This window comes from Amantichitinum ursilacus (genome assembly GCF_001294205.1).
GTDB classification, from domain to species: Bacteria; Pseudomonadota; Gammaproteobacteria; order Burkholderiales; family Chitinibacteraceae; genus Amantichitinum; species Amantichitinum ursilacus.
The window spans coordinates 396,686-415,940 of record NZ_LAQT01000002.1 but is presented as its reverse complement, the minus strand read 5'-3'; the positions used below and the strand labels follow the sequence as shown (position 1 = coordinate 415,940).

The following is a 19,255-nucleotide window of genomic DNA, read 5'->3' as shown; positions in this document are numbered from 1 at the left end:
GCATTATACGTAATTTTTACCTGCCGCCGGGTGAGCCCGCCCGCTGCCGCGTCAGATGAATCCGTTAAACTGGCGGACTGTTTTCACCGACATCGGCTCATGAACCTACCCCTTGCGTCCCACCGTCTTGCCCGTATGGCGAGCGTTTTTGCCGTTAGCGCACTGATTTCGTTGAGCGCCCAGGCGGCAGGCACGCTCACAGCCCACTACACCAGCCCGCTGTGGAATGGCAGCGCCATTCCCGCTGGCCAGCAATGCGCAAAACTGGGCGGCGCTGGCGCAACGCCGGGGCTGAACGTCTTTGATATCCCGGCGGGCAGCGGCGCGTTGCTGCTGGAGTTTTCCGAGCGCAGCGGTGCCAATCTGGGCCGCTTTATCTATACCTTGCCCAAGGGCGCCAACAGCGCGCAAATCCCCGGCATCGCCAGCAATGGCGGTCTGCCTGCCGGCATCAAAGCGCTGGGGGGCGATGGCGGCGTGCAATACACCGCGCCCTGCACGCCCGGTGGCCATTTCGTCATCCGCATCAAAGCGCTGGCCACGCCGGACGCCAATGCCGCCGTTCAGGCCGAAGGCCGTCTGGATATGGGCAAGCTGCCTTGATGCCAGCATGGCCGCATCCACAGTTTGCGCATCCGGCGTTCGCGCCGCTGCGCGCTGTGCTGGCGAGCTGGGCCACTTTTCCTGATCTGGCGCAACTCAGCGCCGACGTGACTGCCCGCACCGAGCGCGGTCTGCCGGTCCAGTTTGTGCCGCAAGACAGCCTGACCCGTTATTACGAGGCCGAAGTCTACGAACTGGGCCGTGTGGCCACGCGCGCGGCCAATTGGCACGATCTGTTCAATGCCTTGATGTGGCGCACCTGGCCGCGCAGCAAAGCGGCGCTCAACGCGCTGCATTACACCGAGCTCCAACGCAATCCGGATGGCCCGCGCGGCCCGCAGCGTGATGCCGCCACTCTGTTTGACGAGTGCGGCCTGGTTATTGCGTATAGCGATCCTGACTTGCTGGACGCGCTGGTGGGGCATCAATGGCACGCCCTGTTCCGCGACCACGCAAACGCCTGGGGCACGCGCATCAGCGCGCTGTGCTTCGGCCACGCCACGCTGGAATCACTGCTGGAGCCGTTTGCCGGCCTGACCGCCAAATGCTGGCCCGTGCAGGTGGAACCGGCCTGGTTTATGCGCTCGCCCGCGCAACAGATTGCCGAGCTGGATCAGCACATCGCCGCCGCGCTGGCTGCGGGCGAACTGCAGCGGCCGCGCCAGTTGCCGCCGCTGCCCTACCTGGGCATTCCCGGTTGGTGGCCGCAGCAAGACGAGGCCTTCTACGCCGATACCCAGTATTTCCGCCCCAAGCGCATCATCAAATAAGCGCTCCATTTTGATAGGCAATGGCGTAGGCGTTGCCGACGCGCTGGATCTGCGCAAAGCCGGGTTCGCCCAGATGCATCCCGGCAATCAATAGCCGGTCGGCGCTCACCTGGTCCAGCAAACGTGTGCGGGTGCTGGCCGACAGCAACGGGTCCTGATCAAACGCAATCGACACTTCGGGCCGCGCGATCTGGATATGCGGAAAATGCACCACATCGCCCCACACCAGCATGCTGGCGTCGCCCGATTCGATGCGATAGCCGCAATGGCCCGCCGTATGGCCGGGCAACAACTGGGCGCTAATCCCGGCCAGCACTTCGCCTTCCTGCACCCGGCGCACGCGCTCGTGGTACTGCGCAAACACCTGGCGCGCAAACAGAAAGTTGCCCTGGGCGCGTTCATGCGCGCGGGCGAAATGGGCGTCGTCGTGCCAGAACGCCCATTCCTGCTGCTGCACCACCAGCTCAGCCGCCGGAAACGCCGCCGCACCCGCTGCATCCACCAGGCCGCCAATATGATCGGGATGCGCGTGGGTGAGCAGGATGGTGTCAACGTCTGCCGCCTGCACCCCCGCCAGCGCCAGATTGGCACGCAGCTGGCCGCCCCATTGCTTGAAGCCACCAGCGCCTGTATCGATCAGTATGGTGCGACCGCGGCCGCGCACCAGATAGCCATTGATATGAATAGCCGATGCGGCCTGGATGCCCGCGTCGTGCTGCAACGCGGCGGCATCGTCCGGCTCGATATTCGACAGCACGCTCAGCGGCGCGGACAAATAGCCGTCGCTGATCGCGCTGATTTCAAATTCGCCTATGCGCTGGGTGGGCAGTTGCTGAACGGTCATGACGTCGCTCCTCACGTTGCGGCCGGGGTCAATTGCGGGGCCATGGGTGCATACAGATATACCCCCGGCGGCAAAGCGACCGGGCTCGGCGCGTGACTGCCGGGCAATGTGGCCAGCCAGCGCTGCGCTGGCGAGCGGTCCAGCGCCACCGCCTGCAACGACTGGGGCGTTAGCCCGAGCTGTAGCAGCGGCGCGGGCCCGACAGCGCTGATCACCAGGTATTGATCCATGCTCACCGCGGGCGCGGCCGGGGTCCCGTCATAGACATTGCGATGCCAATCGCTGATATACGGCTGCCAGCGGGCAAAATTGCCGCCGCCCTTCTCGCGATAGTCCGCGCTGTTCAATACATCGGCGTGCCCAATCGAATGCAGCGCCAGATAGACCGGGCACCCGGCGCTGAGCGCTTTAAAGCGCTGCGAACTGAAAAAGCCACGCACCGAAACCAGCGCAGGCAATTTCTGCCGGCTGTAAAAGTCGTTCCATTCGGCTTCGCTGGCGGGATCGGAATAACTGCATTCCACGCTGTAGATCATCTGGGCGGCTTCCTTTTGGCGATCAAACCATCGCGTTGATTGACGTTGAGTCATGGTACTGAGCATTTCGGCGCGCAGAAAACGACTTTTCGGTATCCTGCCATGACTAAAACTCAAGCCTTCATGCCCGGAGCCCCGGTTTATGCGCCGCAAAATCCCCAGCAACGCCGCCCTGATCGCATTTGAAGCCGCCGCCCGCCACGGCAGCTTTGCGCGGGCAGCGGATGAACTGGCCTTAACCGAAGGCGCGATCAGCCGCCAGATCGGCAAACTGGAAAGCTTCCTTGGGGCCACCCTGTTTGAACGCATCGGCAATCGGGTGCGGCTGTTGCCCAATGGCGAACGCTATGCTGCGCAAGTGCGCGAATCGCTCAATCGGCTGGAACGCGACAGCCAGTATCTGATGGGCCAAGCGGTTGACGGCGCCAGTCTGGATATCGCGGTGATCCCCACCTTTGCCATACGTTGGTTAATCCCGCGGCTAACGCGCTTTCAGCAGCAACATCCGCATATCACGGTGCATTTGTCCGAGCAGATGGCGCCGTTTGTGCTGGCGGGCAGCGGCTTTGACGCCGCCCTCCATTTTAAGCATCCCGCGTGGACCGGCATGCAGCTGTATCCGCTGGTGCACGAAGTGCTGGTGCCGGTGTGCCACCCTGCGCTGCTGCAGCAACGCGACCCGAACACGGCGCTGGATGCCTTGCCGCGTTTGCATCGGCGGCAGAATCCGGATGCATGGCAACGCTATGCGGAAGACAGCGGCATTGCGCTCAGCCACCCGGCGCTGGGCGCGCGTTATGACCTGCATGCAATGCTGATTGAAGCCGCGCTAGCGGGCCTGGGTGTGGCGCTGATCCCGCGTTTGTATATCGAAGCCGAGCTGGCGCAAGGCCGGCTGATTGCACCTTGGCCCCAGGGCAAGAGCGTCTCCAAGACGTTTTGCCTGGTGCTGCCGCAAGCGCTGGAAACAAGCAGCGCGCCGCTGCAAGCCTTTGCGCAATGGCTGCACGCCGAAGCGCAGGTCCTCTGAAACCGCGGTGACCGCCGGCGTACCTGAGGAGTGATCCTGGGCGTAAATATTTGCCGTCGTTTGTAGACTCGCCTCCATTACCCACCGGAATGGCTGCGATGCAACTCGTGGAACCCGCCCTCAATCTCTCGGCTCAGTCGCGCCCGCGCGCGGCGAAATGGCATTTGTTCGCCATTGCATTGGCGAGCGGCGTGTTGGCGGCGGCGGCGATGTGGTTCAGCCACAGCGCCGGGCGCATTTCGCCGGTGTGGCTGGGCAATGCCGTGGTGCTGAGCGTGCTGCTGGGCCGTCCGCGCGAACAATGGCCGCTGTTTTTGTTCTGCGCCATGTTGGGCAATGTAATCGCCAGCCTGGTGCTGCGCGATATGCCGTTGCTGGCGCTGGGCATGGCGTTCTGCAACGCCATCGAAATCTGGATTGCCGCCATGCCATGGCGCGACCACGCCGAGCGTTTGCCTGATTTCACCCGCTTTCAGATTCTGCGGCACTTTGCCTTGTCCGGCATGCTGCTGGGCCCTGCGGTGTCGGGGATGATGGCGTCGACCATGTTGTGGCTGCTGGTCGGCAAGCCGTTGTGGGACACCTTCTCGGTGTGGTATCCAGCCGATGCGCTGGGTCTGGCGGTGTTGACCCCGTTGCTGGTGTCGCTGCGCGCGCGCCAGGTGGCGTGGCTGTTTAGCCCGGCGCAATGGCGTTCCAGCGTTTTATGGCTCAGCGGCACGCTTGGCGTGACGGCGTTGGTGTTTTCGCAAAACCGTTATCCGATTCTGTTTTTGTGCATTCCGGCCGTATTGGGCTGCGTTTTCAGCATGGGCTTGCATGGCGCGCTGTTGGCGGTGGTGCTGGGCGGCGCACTGGCGCTGTGGCTCACGCTGGCCGGGCATGGCCCGATGATGCTGGTGGCGGGCGATAACACTTCGCATATGTTGCTGCTGCAGGGTTTTATTTTGACCTGCGTGTTGATGATTTTTCCGGTGGCGGCAACCCTGGCCGAACGGCAACGGCTAGAGGCGCGTTTGCGTCAGCGCGAAACGCGGTTTCGCATGATGACCGAATCCAGCGATGACATGACCGTCCTGCTGGACAAGCAACGCACCCGCGTCTACGTCTCGCCCGCCGCGCGTGCCCTGTATGGCTGCGAACCGGCCCAGTTGCTGGGCTTGCAAGCCTTCAGCAATGTGCATCCGGATGACTTGCCGCACATCGAAGCGGCCTTCGAAGCATTGAATAGCGGCGACGAAAGCGCCAGCAGTACCTATCGCATCAAACGGCTGGATAGCGGCGAATGGCAGTGGATTGATGCGCTGTATCGCCGGATGCAGGGGCGCGAATTCTCTGAGGTGCGCTACCTGCTTAACTTGCGCGACGGCACCCAGCAAAAAGAAGCCCAACTGGCGCTGGAAGCCGCCAACAAACATCTGATTACGCTGGCCTCCATGGATGGCCTGACGCGGGTGGCTAACCGTCACACCTTTGATTTGAAGCTGACGCAAGAATGGCAGCGCACCATCCGCAGTGGCGGGGTGGTGGGTTTGCTGTTTATCGACGTCGATCATTTCAAGCTGTTTAACGATCAGTACGGCCATCCGATGGGCGACCAGGCGCTGTACCAGATTGCGCAGACCATCGAAGACTTTGCACAGCGGCCCGAAGATCTGGCGGCGCGTTATGGCGGTGAAGAATTTGCGGTGATCCTGCCGGACACCGATATCGTGGGCTGCTTTGAAGTGGCCGAACGCATCCGTAAAGCGGTGCTGGATTTGCGCATTCCGCACGGCAGCAGCGATAACGGCCAGATTACGATCAGCATCGGCGCGGCGTGCATGTACCCCTTGCTGGGCCATGATCAGGCCGAGCTGGTCAAACGCGCCGATACCGCGGTGTATCAGGCCAAAGCCACGGGCCGCAATCGCGTGTCGGTGGCCGGTTAAGCACAGGCAAAAGGAACCCGGGCATGGCACCGTGGAAACAAAAAGGGCGCCGTCAAGCGGCGCCCTGGCAAACAGTGTGGCTATTACAAATTACAGCGCGGCAGCATTGGCGGCCAGATATTCGGCCACACCTGCGGTGTCTGCCTTCATGCCCTTCTGGCCTTGCGTCCAGCCGGCCGGGCATACTTCGCCGTGTTCTTCAGTGAACTGCAGGGCATCGACGAGGCGGATGAATTCATCAACGTTACGGCCCAGCGGCAGATCGTTGATGTACTGGTGACGCACGATGCCGTCCTTGTCGATCAGGAAGGTGCCGCGGAACGCCACGCCATCTGCCGATTCAACGTCGTAGTCTTTAGCGATGTCGTGCTTGGTGTCAGCGACCAGGGTGTAGCCCACTTTGCCGATACCGCCGTTTTCCACCGGAGTGTTACGCCATGCGTTGTGGGTGAACTGGCTGTCGATGGACACGCCGATCACTTCAACGTTGCGCTTCTGGAACTCGGCCAGGCGGTGATCAAACGCGATCAGTTCGGACGGGCAGACAAAGGTGAAGTCTAGCGGGTAGAAGAACACCACAGCGTACTTGCCCTTGGTGGCTTCTTTAAGGTTGTAGCGATCGACGATTTCGCCCGAGCCCAGCACTGCGGCTGCGGTGAAATCCGGGGCTTGCTTGCCAACGAGAACGGCCATGTTGATCTCCTGAGAGTGGTTGCTGAAAACCCGGTGACAATAGGGGCGCTCACGCCAGGCTGTCAAATCGGGAAAGTTCATCCTGCTAATTTAAGAAAACTATCGAGGCATTAATCTGCATGCATCAAAGCTGTAGCCGCTGTGTACTCCCGCCGTGCTGCAGCTGTATTAAATTGCGCGACGCCGCAGTGCAAAGGTTGTCGAATTTTGCCGGCCTTGCCATGATATGCCGCGCTCTCACACCCCACGCCACGGGCAACAGACTCGCGGCAAACCGGATTCAACCCAGGAAAGTACACCATGCTCCGCGCTTTTCGCCTGCTGACAGGTGCTCTATTGACGTTGCTGCTGGCGGGCCGCGCTGGTGCCGTCGAGCCCATCACCATTCTGACGCAACAGGATGTCTACAACGATTACGTCCGCTTTATCGATAACCGCGACCCGCTCACGCTTAATCACTTTGATGGCCAGGGCTCGCGCCGCGACGTGGTCGAACTGGTGCTGGTGCAGCAAGCATTGGCCTTGGGCGGCCTGCGTCTGCCGATCAAGCTGGTAAAAGTGGATAACACCAGCGATTCGTACACGCGTTATCTCAAGGAAATCCTGTCCGGCAATGCCACGATGGGGGGCAACACCGCATGGCTGGTAGATTTAAGCTCGATCAAAGACCGGGTATTTGTCTCGGCCCCGATGATCCGCCCGGGCGAGTTTGAAGCTGGCCTGTACACCACGCCTGACAACCGCAATGCGCTGTCCGCCCGCACGCTGGCCGATGTGCAGATGCTGACCGCTGTGGTGGCGGAAAGCTGGTTGCCCGATGTGGCCACGCTCAACGGCCTGAAATTGCGCAATGTGCTGCAAACGCAAAGCTGGGATTCGATGGTGGGCATGGTCGAAAAAGGCCGCGCCGATGTGTTGCTGGCGCCGTTCCAGCCCACGCCGGATATGTCGTTGTCGCTGGTGGGCTACAAGCTGGTGCCAATTCCGCAAGTTAAAGTAGGGCTGGATGGCAGCCGCCATTATTTTGTCAGCCGCATTGCGCCCAATGGCGCGGCCACCTATGCCGCGCTGGAAAAAGGCCTGGCGCAACTGCGCGCCAAAGGCGTCATCGAACGCGCCTATCGCGAATCGGGCTTTTTTAATTCGCGCACGCAAAACTGGAGCCGCATCAACTAAGCCGGCTCGCCCCGTCCGGCCGACAGCCCCAGCGCAATAACACACGGAGCCGCCGATGCTGATCGGGCGGCACGCTGTCGGGCCAGATGGGCAACGCCACAAAGCGACCATTGGCGCGATCCCGGCCCTGCAGGATGACCAGTTGCGGCGTAATCAAAGTGCCGGGCAACCAACGTAATGATCGGGCGGGCTGCGCGCCTTGCTGCACGGTCCAGCCGCCAGCGCGCACCTCAACCGTCACCGTGCGTTGTGTCAGCCGCACGCAAAACCACCCGTATATTGCCAGCCCAGCCAGCGCGGGCCACAGCCATAACCACGGCAACGTCAACACGCACCCCAGCGCCAGTCCCAACGCCATCCGCACAAAAAAACGCGCCCGCTGTGATGCCACTACAGTGAGCATCAGTGCGGGCGCGTTGTTGGGCACGAAAGCGGATTGCGCTGTATGCGTTACTGGATCTGGATCGAGCCGGACACCATCACCGACAGCTTGCTATCCCCCGCTTCCAGCGGCGCGGGCGCGGCATCGGCAGCCGGTGCGCGCATCGACATTACCTTGCTCATCATCATGGGTTGTGGGCCGGTGTCGCTGGTATTGACGTTGACGTTAACCATGCGCCAGCTGGCGCCAGCAAACCCCTGGCGCACCAGATCAGCACGTTGGCGGAAGGCCTGCATGCTTTGCTGGATCAGCGTGTCTTCGGCCTGCCTGCGCGCTTCGTCCGAAACGCCGTAGCGAATGCCTGCCAATTGCAACGGCAGGCCGCTGGCCAACGGTTGCTGCAACTGCCCCAGCAGGCGCGACAGGGTCGGGAAATCGCGGCTGGTCAGGCGCAGTTCGCCGCGGCCGCGCCATGCTTCTTGCTTGTTGGTCTTGTTGTTGTACACCGGATAGGTGGCATAGCCGGTGCCCGCTGCTTGTACCGAGCTGGTTTGCTTGACCACCTTGAGCGCGGCATTGAGCGTCTGGTTCACCTTTTCGGCCAGCTTCGACGGATCGGTATCGGTCAGCTCGACAAACAGGCTGGCGGTGGCCAGGTCGTTGTTGACGTCCTTGCTGGCGCTGGCTTCCAGATTGACCACGTTGTAGTTCAAAGGCTCAGCCAGGGCATGGCCCGCCAGCAACACACCGGCAATGGCAACGAGGGTAAAGCGGCGCATGTCACTCTCCATAAAACTGCAGCGGCCGAAGCCGCTGCACATCAAATCAGTCAATCAAACGGCACATTCGGCCGGGTGGCTTAGTGATAACCGTGGTCCGAAGGCGTGTTGTGGATGTCTTCCGAGACACTGTCCATCACGCCCATATGGATTTCGACATCAAACCATTCCCAGAACAGCTTGAGATTGCGTTTGGCCGGCCACTGGCTTTCGTCTTCGGCCCACGACGCAAGTTCCATCTCGAACAAGCGATCCGCAATATCATCGATGTAAGAAATACCATCTTCGGGTTCACTGACTTCAGGCACCAGAATCACCGTACAGTCCGCGCGGATATCGTCGAGCGTAAGTGTGACTTCGTTGCCAGGCAGAGCATTTAGCCAGTCCAGAAACGGTTGCTTGGGCCGGATCAGCGCGGCAGAGCGATCAACGATAAACATGTGGGAACATTCCTCCTGTGTGACGCGGTGCAGTAAGATCGCACTCGCGTTCCAAATAAAACCGCAACATCAAAAACCAGAACCTGCACTGACCCGCAGCCACGCTGCAAGATCAATCAAATAAAAATGAACCTGCCCGCCGGATATCCTGACCAGACCAGACGCAAACTTGTGGGCTGGCGCGCCGCCTTGATCCTCGACCATGCTTCCACGCCGGTGTTTGGCCGCGCCATGGAAGCCAGTGAACAATCTTTTGTCATCCTGTCCGAACACAACGTGCCCGCGGGCGTGGAGTGTCGCATTTGTCTGGATGTGCTGGATACCCAAGGCCGCCGCGGCTATCTGGATTTCCGGGGCCAGATTGTCAATGCCACGCTGGTGGGCAAACTCAGCCGCTTTCGCCTGGTTTGCCGCATCGTGAACATGGAAGCCAGTCAGCGCGAATTTCTCGCCAGTTGCGTACGGCAAGACAACTGAAACCCTGAAGCTTCAGCATCTTGCCGCGCGCATCCACTTATTGCGCAGTGGGCGGCTTTTTGCGACTACGTGGCGCTGACGTCGGCGCTGCGTTGTTCGCTTCGGCCGCAGTTTGCACCTTTTTGCGCGATCGTGCTGTAGCTGCAGGCGTCGCGCTGGTGGGTGCGGCGGATTTGCTGGCTGCTGGCGCGGCGGCTTTGGCGCTTGCTGGCTTGGCATTGGTGGCTTTGGCAGCGGGCGCTTTGGCGACAGGTGCTTTGGCTGCGGTAGCTTTGGCCGTCGGCGCCTTGGCCGTCGATGCTTTTGCAGTCGATGCTTTTGCAGTCGCTGCTTTCGCCGCCGGTGCTTTTGCCGTCGTTGCCTTCGCAGTCGTTGCCTTCGCCGTCGTTGCCTTCGCCGTCGTTGCTTTCGCAGTCGTTGCTTTCGCAGCCGGTGCTTTTGCAGTCGTCGCTTTGGCGGCAGCGGGCTTTGCGGCGCTGGCTTCAGGTGCGGCGTTCTTGGCGGTTGCCGGTTTGGCCGTTGACGCTTTCGCCGTCACCGGCTTGGCGCCAGCCGCTTTGGCCGTCGTTGCCTTGGGCGCTGCCGCTTTGGCGCTGCGGGCTTGAGGCGCGCTGTTCTGCGCCGTATCCGCATTTACCGTATTCGCCTTGTTGACGACCGCTTTCGGCGCTGCTTTGTTGGCGGGCGCTTGCGACGTCGTTGCCTTGGCCGCAGGCGCATTGGCTGCGGTCGATTTGGCGACGGCCGCCTGGGTCGATGCCGCCTTGGCGGTCACCGGCTTCGGTGCGGCTGCTTTCGGTGCCACGGTTTTAGCCACCGCAGCTTTTGGAGCAGCCGGTTTCGCAGCAACCACCGGCGCCGCTGCAGCGGGGTTTACCGCGACATTGTCCGTGGCAGCAGCGCGTGCTGCGGCGCGAGCGCGGCGCTCTGCGCGCGTCGCTTTCTGCTTGGGCGCCGGCGCAGCCACCGGATTCGCCACAGCCTTCGGCTTGACGGCATTGCGGCCCGCGCGCTGGGCTGGCGGCGTCGTGGCGGCGGGCGCGTTGATTGCCGTCGTCGCGGGATTGCCACTGCCCTGCGCCGCCCGATTGGCATTGCGATTCCGGTCACGATTACGATTACGGCGCTTCTTGCCGGCTTCGCCTACGCTGGCGGTCTGGCCTGCGGGTTGCGCCGAGGCGATGGCCTTGTTGACTGCGGCCTCTGCCACTGAACCTGTCGGCGTGGCCAGCGGCGTGACGGCCTGCAACGGCGCTTCTGCGGCTACCGGGGCATTGCTGGCAAAACGCTGGCGCGAATTGCCGCGACGATCACCGTTACGCGCGGCCGGGGTATATGGCTCGGCACTGGCCGGTGCGCCCAGCGGCGCAAGGACAAAATCAATCTTGCTGGTATCCAGATCAACACGCGCTACACGGACGCGAATGCGATCGGTCAGGCGATAGACCTGGCCGGTGCGATCGCCACGCAACTCATGGCGACGGTCGTCGTACTGAAAGTAATCGCTACCCAGTTCCGAGATATGCACCAGGCCTTCTACATACAGATTGTCGAGCAATACAAACAAACCAAAGCCGGTGACGGCAGCCACGCTGCCTTCAAACACTTCGCCCACTTTATCCTGCATGAAGTAACACTTGAGGAAGTTAAGCACATCGCGGCTGGCTTCATCGGCACGGCGTTCAGTCACCGAACATTGCACGCCCAGCGCATCCCATTTCTGCGCGGGCTTGTATTTCTTGCCGGCCAGAATGGCTTTAATCGAGCGATGCACCAGCAAATCCGGATAACGCCGGATTGGCGAAGTAAAGTGCGTATATGCCTCGTAACCCAAACCAAAGTGGCCTTTGTTATCGGGGCTATACACCGCTTGTTGCAGACTACGCAGCAACATGGTTTGCAGCAGCGGCATATCGGGACGTTGTTTGATTTGCGCCATCACCGCCGAATAATCAGCCGCTTGCGGGCTTTCGCCACCTTCCAGCGTCAAACCGCATGAGCGCAGATATTCGCGCAATTTATCCAGTTTTTCCGGGGTCGGGCCTTCGTGGACGCGGAACAGACTCGGGTGCTTGTTCTTGATCAGAATATCGGCGGCGCACACGTTGGCGGCCAGCATGCATTCTTCAATCAGCTTGTGGGCATCATTGCGCACCACCGGCACAATCTCGCGAATCTTGCCGTTCTCGTCAAAGCGGATTTCGGTTTCAGTGGTTTCAAAATCAATCGCGCCCCGTTTGCCGCGCGCTTGGGCAAAGGCTTTAAACAGGTCATACAGATTGTTAATGTGCGGCAATACTTTTTTGTATTGCTTCGCATTGTCCCCTTTCGGGTTTTCAATCATGTCCCAGACCTTGTTGTAAGTCAGGCGCGCTTTGGAATGCATCACCGCCGGATAAAACCGGTATTTCTTGATCTTGCCCGATGCGCTGACATTCATATCGCACACCATGCACAGCCGATCGACTTCCGGGTTCAATGAGCAAATGCCATTGGAGATTTCTTCCGGCAGCATCGGAATAACGCGGCGCGGAAAATACACCGAATTGCCACGTTCAATCGCGGTGGCATCCAGCGCATCGCCGGGCGTTACGTAATGGCTAACATCCGCAATGGCCACCACCAGACGCCAGCCTTTGCCTTTTTTCTCGGCAAACACCGCGTCATCGAAATCGCGCGCGGTTTCGCCATCGATGGTCACCAGCGGCAGATCGCGTAAATCTTCGCGTTCCACGCCCTGCACCGGTTTCAATTCTTTTTTGCCCACTTTTTGCGAAGTGGCTTCGGCTTGCGCTTTAGCGGCATCCGAGAACACATGCGGCAAATTATGTTTGCGCAATGCAATTTCGATTTCCATGCCAGGGTCGCCGTAATCACCGACGATTTCCACCACGCGGCCCAATGGCTGCACATGGCGTTCCGGTTGCTGGATTAACGCCACCACCACAACCTGCCCCGGCCTGGCGCCACCGGTTTCATGCGGCGGCACCAGGATATCGCGGGAGATGCGTTTATCTTCGGCCGCCACAATAAATACGCCTTGCTCGGCAATCAGCCGGCCCACCAGCGTGTTATTGGCGCGCTCGGTCACCTCGACAATCGTGGCCTCTTTGCGGCCGCGCCGGTCTACGCCGGATTCGCGCACCAATACGCGATCGCCGTGGAATACTTTTTCCATTTCGCGTTGCGACAGATAAAAGTCATTGCCCGGCTCATCGGTAATTACAAAACCAAAGCCTTCCGGATGGCCTTGCACGCGCCCGGCCACCAGCGAAATCTTTTCAGGCAGACACACCGCGCCTTTACGGTTAATCATCAGCTCGCCTTCGCGGCTCATGGCGCCCAGACGGCGTTCAAAGAAGGCGCGCTCAGCAGGCGTGATATCCAGCATTTGCACCAACACATCCACTTCCAGCGGCGCGCCGGCATCGGCCAGCACTTTAAGGACGAATTCGCGCGAAGGCAGTGGATTGTCGTAGCGCTGCTTTTCGCGCTCCAGATGCGGATCTTGTTGACGTAAAGACGGGGTGGCGATAGCGCCAGAAGTAGATGTGATAATCGCTATTTTCTTTCTTGACATTGTTTTCGGGTTTCCTGATAATCGCGCTTCTTCGTTGCAACGCGAGTTCATTCTAGCGTAGCACAGTGCCCAGGTGGCGGAATTGGTAGACGCACTAGGTTCAGGTCCTAGCGCTCGCAAGGGCGTGGAAGTTCGAGTCTTCTCTTGGGCACCAAAGTATTAATGAAAAAACCCGCTTCGGCGGGTTTTTTCATTTCCAGCATTATTTCAATGCATTCATTCCTGCCTGTATCCAGATATAGCGCTGGCTTTAGCGTTTGTCATCTGTCTGATTGGGCAAACCGATATTTCCCGGCACTACACCACGCACCGGCATATTGATATCGCCATCCACGCCGCCCACTTGTTTGCGATTGCTGACGTCCAGCGGCGTATTGGTGCCTTGGCGTGGGCCTTCGCGCTGATCATCGCGATCGGCATACAGCGGGTTGGTATCACGGCCATTGGCTTCGTCCGCAATTTGCGAATTGCTGACTGCCGTATCGATCGGGTTGGCCGTTCCCGCGGTACGGGCGGCATCGGCGCTGGCCGGATCCACCCAGTTGGTGTGTTCCATCGGATGCTTGTTCAGATTATTGGTTTCGGGATCGTCGAGGTCTTCGGCTGACGCATTCGGCACATAGCCGCGCGGCGACGTGTCACGCGAAAGCGGCGTATCGGGTCGGTTGAACTGGGTCATGGCGTACTCCTGGTTGCGATCTCAAAGCATTGTTGTACGCCGCTCCATGCTTTACGCCTGCAAGGCAATGCCGTGATCGCGCGTCAGCGCATGCCTGGCGCGCCTGGCCTGGTCGCCTGCGCGGTATGCGCCGACACCGCATCGCGCGCGCCGCGCACAGCTTTCTCCATCGGCTGCGTGGACAATGACTTCATCGCAACTGCAACCGATACAGGGAGCAACACCATGCCGATCATCAATCCAGAACCCGTCACCACCCCGGGCGATCTGCCGCAAACCGATCCCGCACCGGGACTGCCAGGCACGCCGCCGCAACCGGGTCTGCCCGTGCCGCCTGATCCAGTCACCCCGCTGTCGCCGTCCCCGCACGTGCCCGGCAATCCGATTTCGCCGGGGCAATAAGCTGCGGCCGGTTTGATATAAGCAAACGCGAAAAAAACCGCGCCAGGTCTGTACGACCGGCGCGGTTTTTTTGCGACCGCATGCGGACCACTGCGCTTTGCTACGCGCCCCCTGCAGGCGCTGGCGGCCGATGCACGCGGAGCCTGAGCGCATACAACGCCACGCCCGCGGCTGCAAAACCCGACGCAGCGCCAATCCCCAAGGCCCAACGCGGTCCGGCATGGTCGGCCACCCAGCCCACAATCGGCGCACCAATGGGCGTGCCCCCCAAAGCAATACTCAGCCGCAGCGCCATCACCCGGCCGCGCATGGCAGGCTCGGTAGACAGTTGCATCAACGCGTTGCTGCCATTGGTAAAGGTCATTGCCGCAATGCCGATCACCGCCAGCGCGGTGGCAAACCAGGCATAGCTGGGCGCAATGGCGGCCAGTGTGCAACCCAGTCCAAAAATCGCCGAGCCAATCAATAACGCATTGAAGGTGGTATTGGCGCGGCCCGCCGCCAGCAACGCCCCCGAAATCGTGCCGACGGCCATAAACGAAGACAGCAAGCCATAACTGCGCGCATCGGCATGAAACACGCTGACCGCCATCGTCGAAATAAAGATCTGAAAGTTAAGCCCGAACGTGCCAATCAAAAACAGCATCACCAGAATGGCTTTCAGATCGGGCCGCGCCGCCACATAACGCAAGCCTTCGATAAAACTGCCTTTGCTGCGCCGAGCGCGCGGATTGGGCCGCAGCGCAGATACCCGCAGACTGGCCAGCGAAATCAGCACCGCAAAAAAGCTGAGCCCATTCACCACGAAGGCCCAGCCGGTGCCGATTGACGCAATCACCAGCCCCGCCACCGCGGGCCCCACCATGCGGCCCGCGTTAAATGAAGTCGAATTGAGCGCCACTGCATTGGGCAAATCGGTTTCACCCACCAGCTCCGCCACAAAAGTCTGCCGCACCGGCGCATCAAACGCCGCCGCACAGCCCGACGCAAACGCAAACAGATACACCTGCCACAGCGCCACCACGCCGGTGATGGTCAACACGCCTAACACCAGCGCCAGCGCACCCAGCGTGGCCTGAGTCACCATCAGCAATTTGCGCTGGTTATAGTGATCGGCGGCGGAGCCAGTCCAGGGCAACAGCAACAACTGCGGACCAAACTGCAGGGCCATCACGATGCCCACGGCGGACGCGTTGTGATGCGTCAAACGCGTCAGCACTAGCCAGTCTTGCGCGGTGCGCTGCATCCATGTGCCGATATTCGACACCAATGCGCCTGCGGCCCACACGCGATAGTTGTGGCCTTTTAATGAACGAAAAATGCCTGTGGCCGCCGCCGTCATGCACGCTCCTGCTCTGGCTGGGCCGTCCCGCGCGCTGGTTTGAGGTCGCCACCATGCAAACGGCCAAACGTGCGCGCGGCAAACAAGGCCATCGCAAATATCCCCAGCCCTGCCGCGATCACATCGCCGCCAGCGTTCAGGCTGAATTCACTCACGCACGCCAGCAATACATAGGCGATGACGAGATTGGCAAAGCCCCATGTCACATTCACGGTGGCCGACGACAAGCCCACCCCGGACGGTTTGGCAAACGGCGTCTGAAACGGCTCGCCCATCACGCCCGCCACCATGTGCGGAATGGCATTGCACAGAAACGCGCCGCCAAAAAAACACGCCAGACCATGCGCCGCTATCAAACCGTGCAAAGCGTTCATTTCAGTTAATCCTTTTGCTCGAATTCGGCCAGCCGTTGCAGCAACTGCACCGCGCTGGCCAATGTGGTTTGCTCATCGACGGACAATTGCGCCTGCAATGCACGCAACAACCAATCTTCTTTAATCGCGCGCGTGTGCTTGACCTTCTCGCGGAAAGTTTCGGTCAGGGTAATCAGGGTCTGGCGCGCATCAGTGGGGTCCGGGTGACCACTGACCGCACCCTGCGCTTCCAGCGCCGCCACGGTCACCCGCATCGACTGCGGCCGCACGCTTTCGGCGCGCGCCAAGGCAGAAACGGTACTCGCACCATTACGTTCCAGCCGCAGCAACACGGACTTTTGCGACGACGTAAAGTCGCCCTGCTGCGCTTGCTCGCGGACACGGCGAACCAGCTTAGCCAGCGAAATGCGCAATTCGCCGGCGAGGGAGACCAGTTCTGGATTGGCGGATTTGGGGGTGGGTAAGCTCATGCGGCGCACGATAGCATTAATACAGTTTAACTGTACAGTTTTACTGTTTAGATCGGGATTGAGGGTGCTAGGCCCGAATGGCCGATGCCACATAAATTGGTCAATCAGGGCGGTTTTGACCATTTTATGTTGCACACGTGCCACAGGACTCATCTGGCCGCCCCGGAATGCCACATATATTTGGCATAAATAGCCGCTTTGCCTAATATATAAGGCATTATGCCTAAAACATCGCTTCCACCATTTCGCTCTGTCACCAAGCAGCTTGCCGCGCTCGGCGAACGTATTCGACTGGCCCGTTTGAGGCGCAAATTGGGAAGCGCTCAGTTTGCGGAACGCATGGGGGTATCTCGCGAAACGCTTAGGCGGCTGGAAAAAGGGGACGAAACGGTCGCCATCGGCAGTTATATGCGCGCCTTACGAATATTGGGCCTTGAAACGGATGTGGATGACGTTGCAAAAGATGACGTTCTCGGCCGTAAATTACAGGATGCCGATTTGATGTAGCCGCCCGGGCGACTTGGGCAAACTCCAAAACAAAGTCTATGAAACAACCCAAAGAACGCACTCGCTACGAGGTCTATCTGGATGCGCCAGAACTTGGCGACCTTCAAAGTGTGGGCCTTTTACATCCCAACGACAAACAAGCGGCTCTGGCTTCCTTCGAATATGACCAGGCATGGATACGCTCTGGCCGGGCCTTTATGCTGGACCCGCATCTCGACCTTTACCCCGGCGAGCAATATCCCCGCGCTGACCACCCGGCATTTGGCGTGTTTATGGATTCAGCTCCGGATCGCTGGGGGCGGGTTCTGATGGAGCGCCGAGAAGCCGCGCTCGCCAAAGCCGAGGGCAGACCCATCCGGGTATTAAGGGACATTGATTTTCTGCTTGGGGTGTATGACCACACCCGGATGGGTGCATTACGTTTTAAAACGCCGGGCGCTGAGGCCCCCTTTATCGACGACAGCAAAAATGCTGCACCACCCGCGTCCAGCCTTGCGGAACTGGCCCAGATCAGCGCCAAAGTGGAAGACGACGGCGTGGAGCAATTACCCGAGTACGAGCGTTGGCTGGCCATGCTGATTGCGCCGGGTTCCTCACTCGGTGGCGCGCGTCCCAAGGCCAACTTTACCGACGAAGCAGGCAGGCTTTGGATCGCCAAATTTCCCGCCAAAGAAGACCGCTACGACGTGGGAGGCTGGGAGTTCATCACGCATTTGCTCGCGCGAAAAGCGGGTATCGACATGGCCGACGCCAAAGCATTAAAACTGACCGAGCGTTACACCACTTTCTGCGCTGCGCGATTTGACCGGACTGGAACGGGCCGCCGGATGTATGCCTCGGCGATGACGCTCTTGCAGTGGCAAGATGGCAGACCCGGCGCAAGCTATCTGGACATCGCCGAGTTCATCGCCGACTCCGGCGCGGCAGGCCATATCGACAAAGACCTTGAACAACTATTCCGGCGGGTTGTATTCAATGTGCTGGTCGGCAATCGCGATGACCATTTGCGCAATCACGGCTTTATTCGCGTCGAATCGGGTTGGCGGCTTTCGCCTGCATTTGATATCAATCCGAACCGTAGCAAAGCCGAACACGCGCTGGCGCTTGATGATCATGACGCGTCCCCAGATATGCAAACGGTGTTGAATACCGCGCAGTACTACCGCCTGGACAATCCGGCGGCCCAGAAAATATGCGACGAGGTCGGGACAGTCATCGCCGACTGGCGCAACCAGGCGCGGGGGTTGGGCCTCCCCTCGTTTGAAATCGAACAAATGGCGAGTGTGATCAAAGCCTGATCAGCCGCCCAGCCGGGCTGCAAACACGGCCTTGGAATATCGTTCATCCGCATTGACGCCTCTTGCACATTCATGCACGATTCCACACGTTTACCCTACCAACGTGCAATCGCATGAACACCGACCGCAAGGACCGCGCCGCCAATTTCAATTTTCCCGCCGACCGGCATCAAATCATCCGTGACCGGCTGGCCCAGCATGGGCGGGTGATTGCGGCTGATCTGGCCTTGGAATTCGGCATCTCCGAGGATTCGGTGCGCCGCGATTTACGCGAGCTGGCGGCAGCCGGTGCGTGTCTGCGTGTGTATGGCGGCGCGATTGCGATGGCGCAATCCACGCGGCCTATCCAGGAGCGCGCAGGCGAGCATGTCGGGCGCAAGCAGCAGTTGGCGCGCGCCGCTGCGCGGCTGGTGCAAGGGGGGCAGTTGGTGTTTCTGGATAGCGGCACCACCAACGTCGAAATCGCGCGGCAATTGCCGGAAGACATCGGTCTGACGGTCGCCACCAATTCGCCCGCTGTGGCCGTGGCACTGACTGGCCGTGACGATATCAAGGTGGTGTTGATCGGCGGCAGCTTTGATCCGCAGGTGGGCGGCACGCTGGGCACGCAGGCGTCATCCGAACTGCAACGCATGCATCCCGATTTGTGTTTTATCGGCATCTGTTCGATCGATGCGCAAGCGGGCATTGGCGCAGGCAACGCCGAAGACGCCGCCTTCAAACGTCAGTTGGCCGCCAGCTGTGGCGCATTGGTGGCGGTGGCCACCAATGAAAAACTGGGCACCGGCGCACCTTTTGCCATCGCCGACATCGCCGATATCAATCACCTGGTCGTCGAAGCGGACGCAGATGCGCAGCAAGTTGCGCGTCTGCGGGATGTAGGCGTCGACGTCATCATCGCTCACTAAAGCCGCACTGCCCCCGCTTTCCCACATCAAAACA

Annotated in this window: 20 protein-coding genes, 1 tRNA gene and 1 pseudogene; 11 read left to right on the top strand and 11 right to left on the bottom strand. The window is 60.2% G+C overall.

Features of this window, described 5'->3' with window-relative positions; genetic code table 11:
* Positions 1-135 precede the first annotated feature (135 nt).
* A complete protein-coding gene (locus tag WG78_RS04195) occupies positions 136-603 on the top strand; it encodes a hypothetical protein (protein ID WP_053936521.1) in 468 nt (155 codons plus the stop codon).
* Complete coding sequence (locus WG78_RS04190; RefSeq protein WP_053936520.1) at positions 603-1,373, top strand: DUF3025 domain-containing protein; 771 nt, start codon at positions 603-605, stop codon at positions 1,371-1,373. Before WG78_RS04195 ends, WG78_RS04190 begins: the two co-directional genes overlap by 1 nt.
* On the opposite strand, the gene WG78_RS04185 is transcribed toward WG78_RS04190, so the two are convergent.
* Together WG78_RS04185 and WG78_RS04180 are read right to left on the bottom strand one after the other, a co-directional pair.
* Positions 1,366-2,217: an MBL fold metallo-hydrolase gene (locus tag WG78_RS04185; RefSeq protein WP_053936519.1), complete on the bottom strand. Its 852-nt coding sequence runs from the start codon at positions 2,215-2,217 to the stop codon at positions 1,366-1,368. The two genes, WG78_RS04190 and WG78_RS04185, sit on opposite strands and share 8 nt — an antisense overlap.
* An 11-nt stretch (positions 2,218-2,228) precedes the next feature.
* Positions 2,229-2,753: a hypothetical protein gene (locus tag WG78_RS04180; protein ID WP_053936655.1), complete on the bottom strand. Its 525-nt coding sequence runs from the start codon at positions 2,751-2,753 to the stop codon at positions 2,229-2,231.
* A gap of 142 nt (positions 2,754-2,895) precedes the next feature.
* Here WG78_RS04180 and WG78_RS04175 point away from each other — a divergent pair, with 142 nt between their 5' ends.
* Entirely contained in the window at positions 2,896-3,783 is an 888-nt protein-coding gene (locus WG78_RS04175; protein ID WP_053936518.1) for a LysR substrate-binding domain-containing protein, read from the top strand.
* Between the two features lie 98 nt (positions 3,784-3,881).
* Entirely contained in the window at positions 3,882-5,714 is a 1,833-nt protein-coding gene (locus tag WG78_RS04170; RefSeq protein WP_161805064.1) for a sensor domain-containing diguanylate cyclase, read from the top strand.
* A gap of 90 nt (positions 5,715-5,804) precedes the next feature.
* Here the strand turns inward: WG78_RS04170 and WG78_RS04165 are convergent, their stop codons facing one another.
* Entirely contained in the window at positions 5,805-6,407 is a 603-nt protein-coding gene (locus WG78_RS04165; protein ID WP_053936516.1) for a peroxiredoxin, read from the bottom strand.
* 300 nt (positions 6,408-6,707) lie between these two features.
* On the opposite strand from WG78_RS04165, the gene WG78_RS04160 reads away from it, so the two are divergent.
* Positions 6,708-7,583 (top strand): hypothetical protein, encoded by an 876-nt coding sequence (locus tag WG78_RS04160; RefSeq protein WP_152969052.1) that lies wholly within the window; start codon positions 6,708-6,710, stop codon positions 7,581-7,583.
* Here the strand turns inward: WG78_RS04160 and WG78_RS22320 are convergent.
* From WG78_RS22320 to WG78_RS04145, 3 genes are all read right to left on the bottom strand, one after another.
* Positions 7,576-7,986, bottom strand: a complete 411-nt coding sequence (locus WG78_RS22320) for a protein YgfX (RefSeq protein ID WP_308417189.1) — start codon at positions 7,984-7,986, stop codon at positions 7,576-7,578. The genes WG78_RS04160 and WG78_RS22320 overlap by 8 nt on opposite strands.
* Before the next feature lie 47 nt (positions 7,987-8,033).
* Complete coding sequence (locus WG78_RS04150; protein WP_161805063.1) at positions 8,034-8,744, bottom strand: SIMPL domain-containing protein; 711 nt, start codon at positions 8,742-8,744, stop codon at positions 8,034-8,036.
* 80 nt (positions 8,745-8,824) lie between these two features.
* Positions 8,825-9,184: a hypothetical protein gene (locus WG78_RS04145; RefSeq protein ID WP_053936512.1), complete on the bottom strand. Its 360-nt coding sequence runs from the start codon at positions 9,182-9,184 to the stop codon at positions 8,825-8,827.
* A gap of 126 nt (positions 9,185-9,310) precedes the next feature.
* Here WG78_RS04145 and WG78_RS04140 point away from each other — a divergent pair, with 126 nt between their 5' ends.
* Positions 9,311-9,661, top strand: a complete 351-nt coding sequence (locus WG78_RS04140; protein WP_053936511.1) for a hypothetical protein — start codon at positions 9,311-9,313, stop codon at positions 9,659-9,661.
* 1,075 nt (positions 9,662-10,736) lie between these two features.
* Here WG78_RS04140 and rnr read toward each other — a convergent pair.
* A pseudogene (rnr, locus tag WG78_RS04135) lies at positions 10,737-13,241 on the bottom strand (ribonuclease R); the annotation flags it as partial.
* Positions 13,242-13,308: 67 nt separating this feature from the next.
* Between rnr and WG78_RS04130 the strand changes: the two are divergent.
* Positions 13,309-13,395 (top strand) — tRNA-Leu (locus WG78_RS04130).
* Positions 13,396-13,491: 96 nt separating this feature from the next.
* On the opposite strand, the gene WG78_RS04125 is transcribed toward WG78_RS04130, so the two are convergent.
* Positions 13,492-13,920, bottom strand: coding sequence for a hypothetical protein (locus tag WG78_RS04125; RefSeq protein ID WP_053936510.1), 429 nt, complete (start codon positions 13,918-13,920; stop codon positions 13,492-13,494).
* 225 nt (positions 13,921-14,145) lie between these two features.
* On the opposite strand from WG78_RS04125, the gene WG78_RS22640 reads away from it, so the two are divergent.
* Entirely contained in the window at positions 14,146-14,322 is a 177-nt protein-coding gene (locus WG78_RS22640) for a hypothetical protein (RefSeq protein ID WP_161805062.1), read from the top strand.
* 100 nt (positions 14,323-14,422) lie between these two features.
* Here the strand turns inward: WG78_RS22640 and WG78_RS04115 are convergent, their stop codons facing one another.
* Genes WG78_RS04115 through WG78_RS04105 form a run of 3 tightly spaced genes read right to left on the bottom strand, consistent with a single transcriptional unit; the run spans position 14,423 to position 16,508 of the window.
* The gene (locus WG78_RS04115) at positions 14,423-15,664 is read right to left on the bottom strand and encodes an MFS transporter (RefSeq protein ID WP_053936508.1); all 1,242 of its coding nucleotides are present in this window, start codon (positions 15,662-15,664) and stop codon (positions 14,423-14,425) included.
* Entirely contained in the window at positions 15,661-16,038 is a 378-nt protein-coding gene (locus tag WG78_RS04110) for a hypothetical protein (RefSeq protein WP_053936507.1), read from the bottom strand. The genes WG78_RS04115 and WG78_RS04110 overlap by 4 nt, the downstream gene beginning before the upstream one ends.
* Positions 16,039-16,043: 5 nt before the next feature.
* Complete coding sequence (locus tag WG78_RS04105) at positions 16,044-16,508, bottom strand: MarR family winged helix-turn-helix transcriptional regulator (RefSeq protein ID WP_053936654.1); 465 nt, start codon at positions 16,506-16,508, stop codon at positions 16,044-16,046.
* 219 nt (positions 16,509-16,727) lie between these two features.
* Here WG78_RS04105 and WG78_RS04100 point away from each other — a divergent pair, with 219 nt between their 5' ends.
* The 3 genes from WG78_RS04100 to WG78_RS04090 all read left to right on the top strand — a co-directional run bounded on the left by WG78_RS04100 (position 16,728) and on the right by WG78_RS04090 (position 19,221).
* A complete protein-coding gene (locus WG78_RS04100; protein WP_053936506.1) occupies positions 16,728-17,015 on the top strand; it encodes a helix-turn-helix transcriptional regulator in 288 nt (95 codons plus the stop codon).
* A 38-nt stretch (positions 17,016-17,053) separates the two neighbouring features.
* Positions 17,054-18,313, top strand: a complete 1,260-nt coding sequence (locus WG78_RS04095; protein ID WP_053936505.1) for a type II toxin-antitoxin system HipA family toxin — start codon at positions 17,054-17,056, stop codon at positions 18,311-18,313.
* Between the two features lie 113 nt (positions 18,314-18,426).
* Positions 18,427-19,221 (top strand): DeoR/GlpR family DNA-binding transcription regulator, encoded by a 795-nt coding sequence (locus tag WG78_RS04090; RefSeq protein WP_053936504.1) that lies wholly within the window; start codon positions 18,427-18,429, stop codon positions 19,219-19,221.
* Positions 19,222-19,255 lie beyond the last annotated feature (34 nt).

Bases quoted from the DNA above. Each gene is read 5' to 3' on its own strand.
- WG78_RS04105 (WP_053936654.1), bottom strand. From the start codon at position 16,508: ATGAGCTTACCCACCCCCAAATCCGCCAATCCAGAACTGGTCTCCCTC.
- WG78_RS04180 (WP_053936655.1), bottom strand. From the start codon at position 2,753: ATGATCTACAGCGTGGAATGCAGTTATTCCGATCCCGCCAGCGAAGCC.
- WG78_RS04110 (WP_053936507.1), bottom strand. From the start codon at position 16,038: ATGAACGCTTTGCACGGTTTGATAGCGGCGCATGGTCTGGCGTGTTTT.
- WG78_RS22640 (WP_161805062.1), top strand. From the start codon at position 14,146: ATGCCGATCATCAATCCAGAACCCGTCACCACCCCGGGCGATCTGCCG.
- WG78_RS04140 (WP_053936511.1), top strand. From the start codon at position 9,311: ATGAACCTGCCCGCCGGATATCCTGACCAGACCAGACGCAAACTTGTG.
- WG78_RS04165 (WP_053936516.1), bottom strand. From the start codon at position 6,407: ATGGCCGTTCTCGTTGGCAAGCAAGCCCCGGATTTCACCGCAGCCGCA.
- WG78_RS04190 (WP_053936520.1), top strand. From the start codon at position 603: ATGCCAGCATGGCCGCATCCACAGTTTGCGCATCCGGCGTTCGCGCCG.
- WG78_RS04115 (WP_053936508.1), bottom strand. From the start codon at position 15,664: ATGACGGCGGCGGCCACAGGCATTTTTCGTTCATTAAAAGGCCACAAC.
- WG78_RS04185 (WP_053936519.1), bottom strand. From the start codon at position 2,217: ATGACCGTTCAGCAACTGCCCACCCAGCGCATAGGCGAATTTGAAATC.
- WG78_RS04090 (WP_053936504.1), top strand. From the start codon at position 18,427: ATGAACACCGACCGCAAGGACCGCGCCGCCAATTTCAATTTTCCCGCC.
- WG78_RS04195 (WP_053936521.1), top strand. From the start codon at position 136: ATGGCGAGCGTTTTTGCCGTTAGCGCACTGATTTCGTTGAGCGCCCAG.
- WG78_RS04095 (WP_053936505.1), top strand. From the start codon at position 17,054: ATGAAACAACCCAAAGAACGCACTCGCTACGAGGTCTATCTGGATGCG.
- WG78_RS04100 (WP_053936506.1), top strand. From the start codon at position 16,728: ATGCCTAAAACATCGCTTCCACCATTTCGCTCTGTCACCAAGCAGCTT.
- WG78_RS04125 (WP_053936510.1), bottom strand. From the start codon at position 13,920: ATGACCCAGTTCAACCGACCCGATACGCCGCTTTCGCGTGACACGTCG.
- WG78_RS04145 (WP_053936512.1), bottom strand. From the start codon at position 9,184: ATGTTTATCGTTGATCGCTCTGCCGCGCTGATCCGGCCCAAGCAACCG.
- WG78_RS22320 (WP_308417189.1), bottom strand. From the start codon at position 7,986: ATGCTCACTGTAGTGGCATCACAGCGGGCGCGTTTTTTTGTGCGGATG.
- WG78_RS04170 (WP_161805064.1), top strand. From the start codon at position 3,882: ATGCAACTCGTGGAACCCGCCCTCAATCTCTCGGCTCAGTCGCGCCCG.
- WG78_RS04175 (WP_053936518.1), top strand. From the start codon at position 2,896: ATGCGCCGCAAAATCCCCAGCAACGCCGCCCTGATCGCATTTGAAGCC.
- WG78_RS04160 (WP_152969052.1), top strand. From the start codon at position 6,708: ATGCTCCGCGCTTTTCGCCTGCTGACAGGTGCTCTATTGACGTTGCTG.
- WG78_RS04150 (WP_161805063.1), bottom strand. From the start codon at position 8,744: ATGCGCCGCTTTACCCTCGTTGCCATTGCCGGTGTGTTGCTGGCGGGC.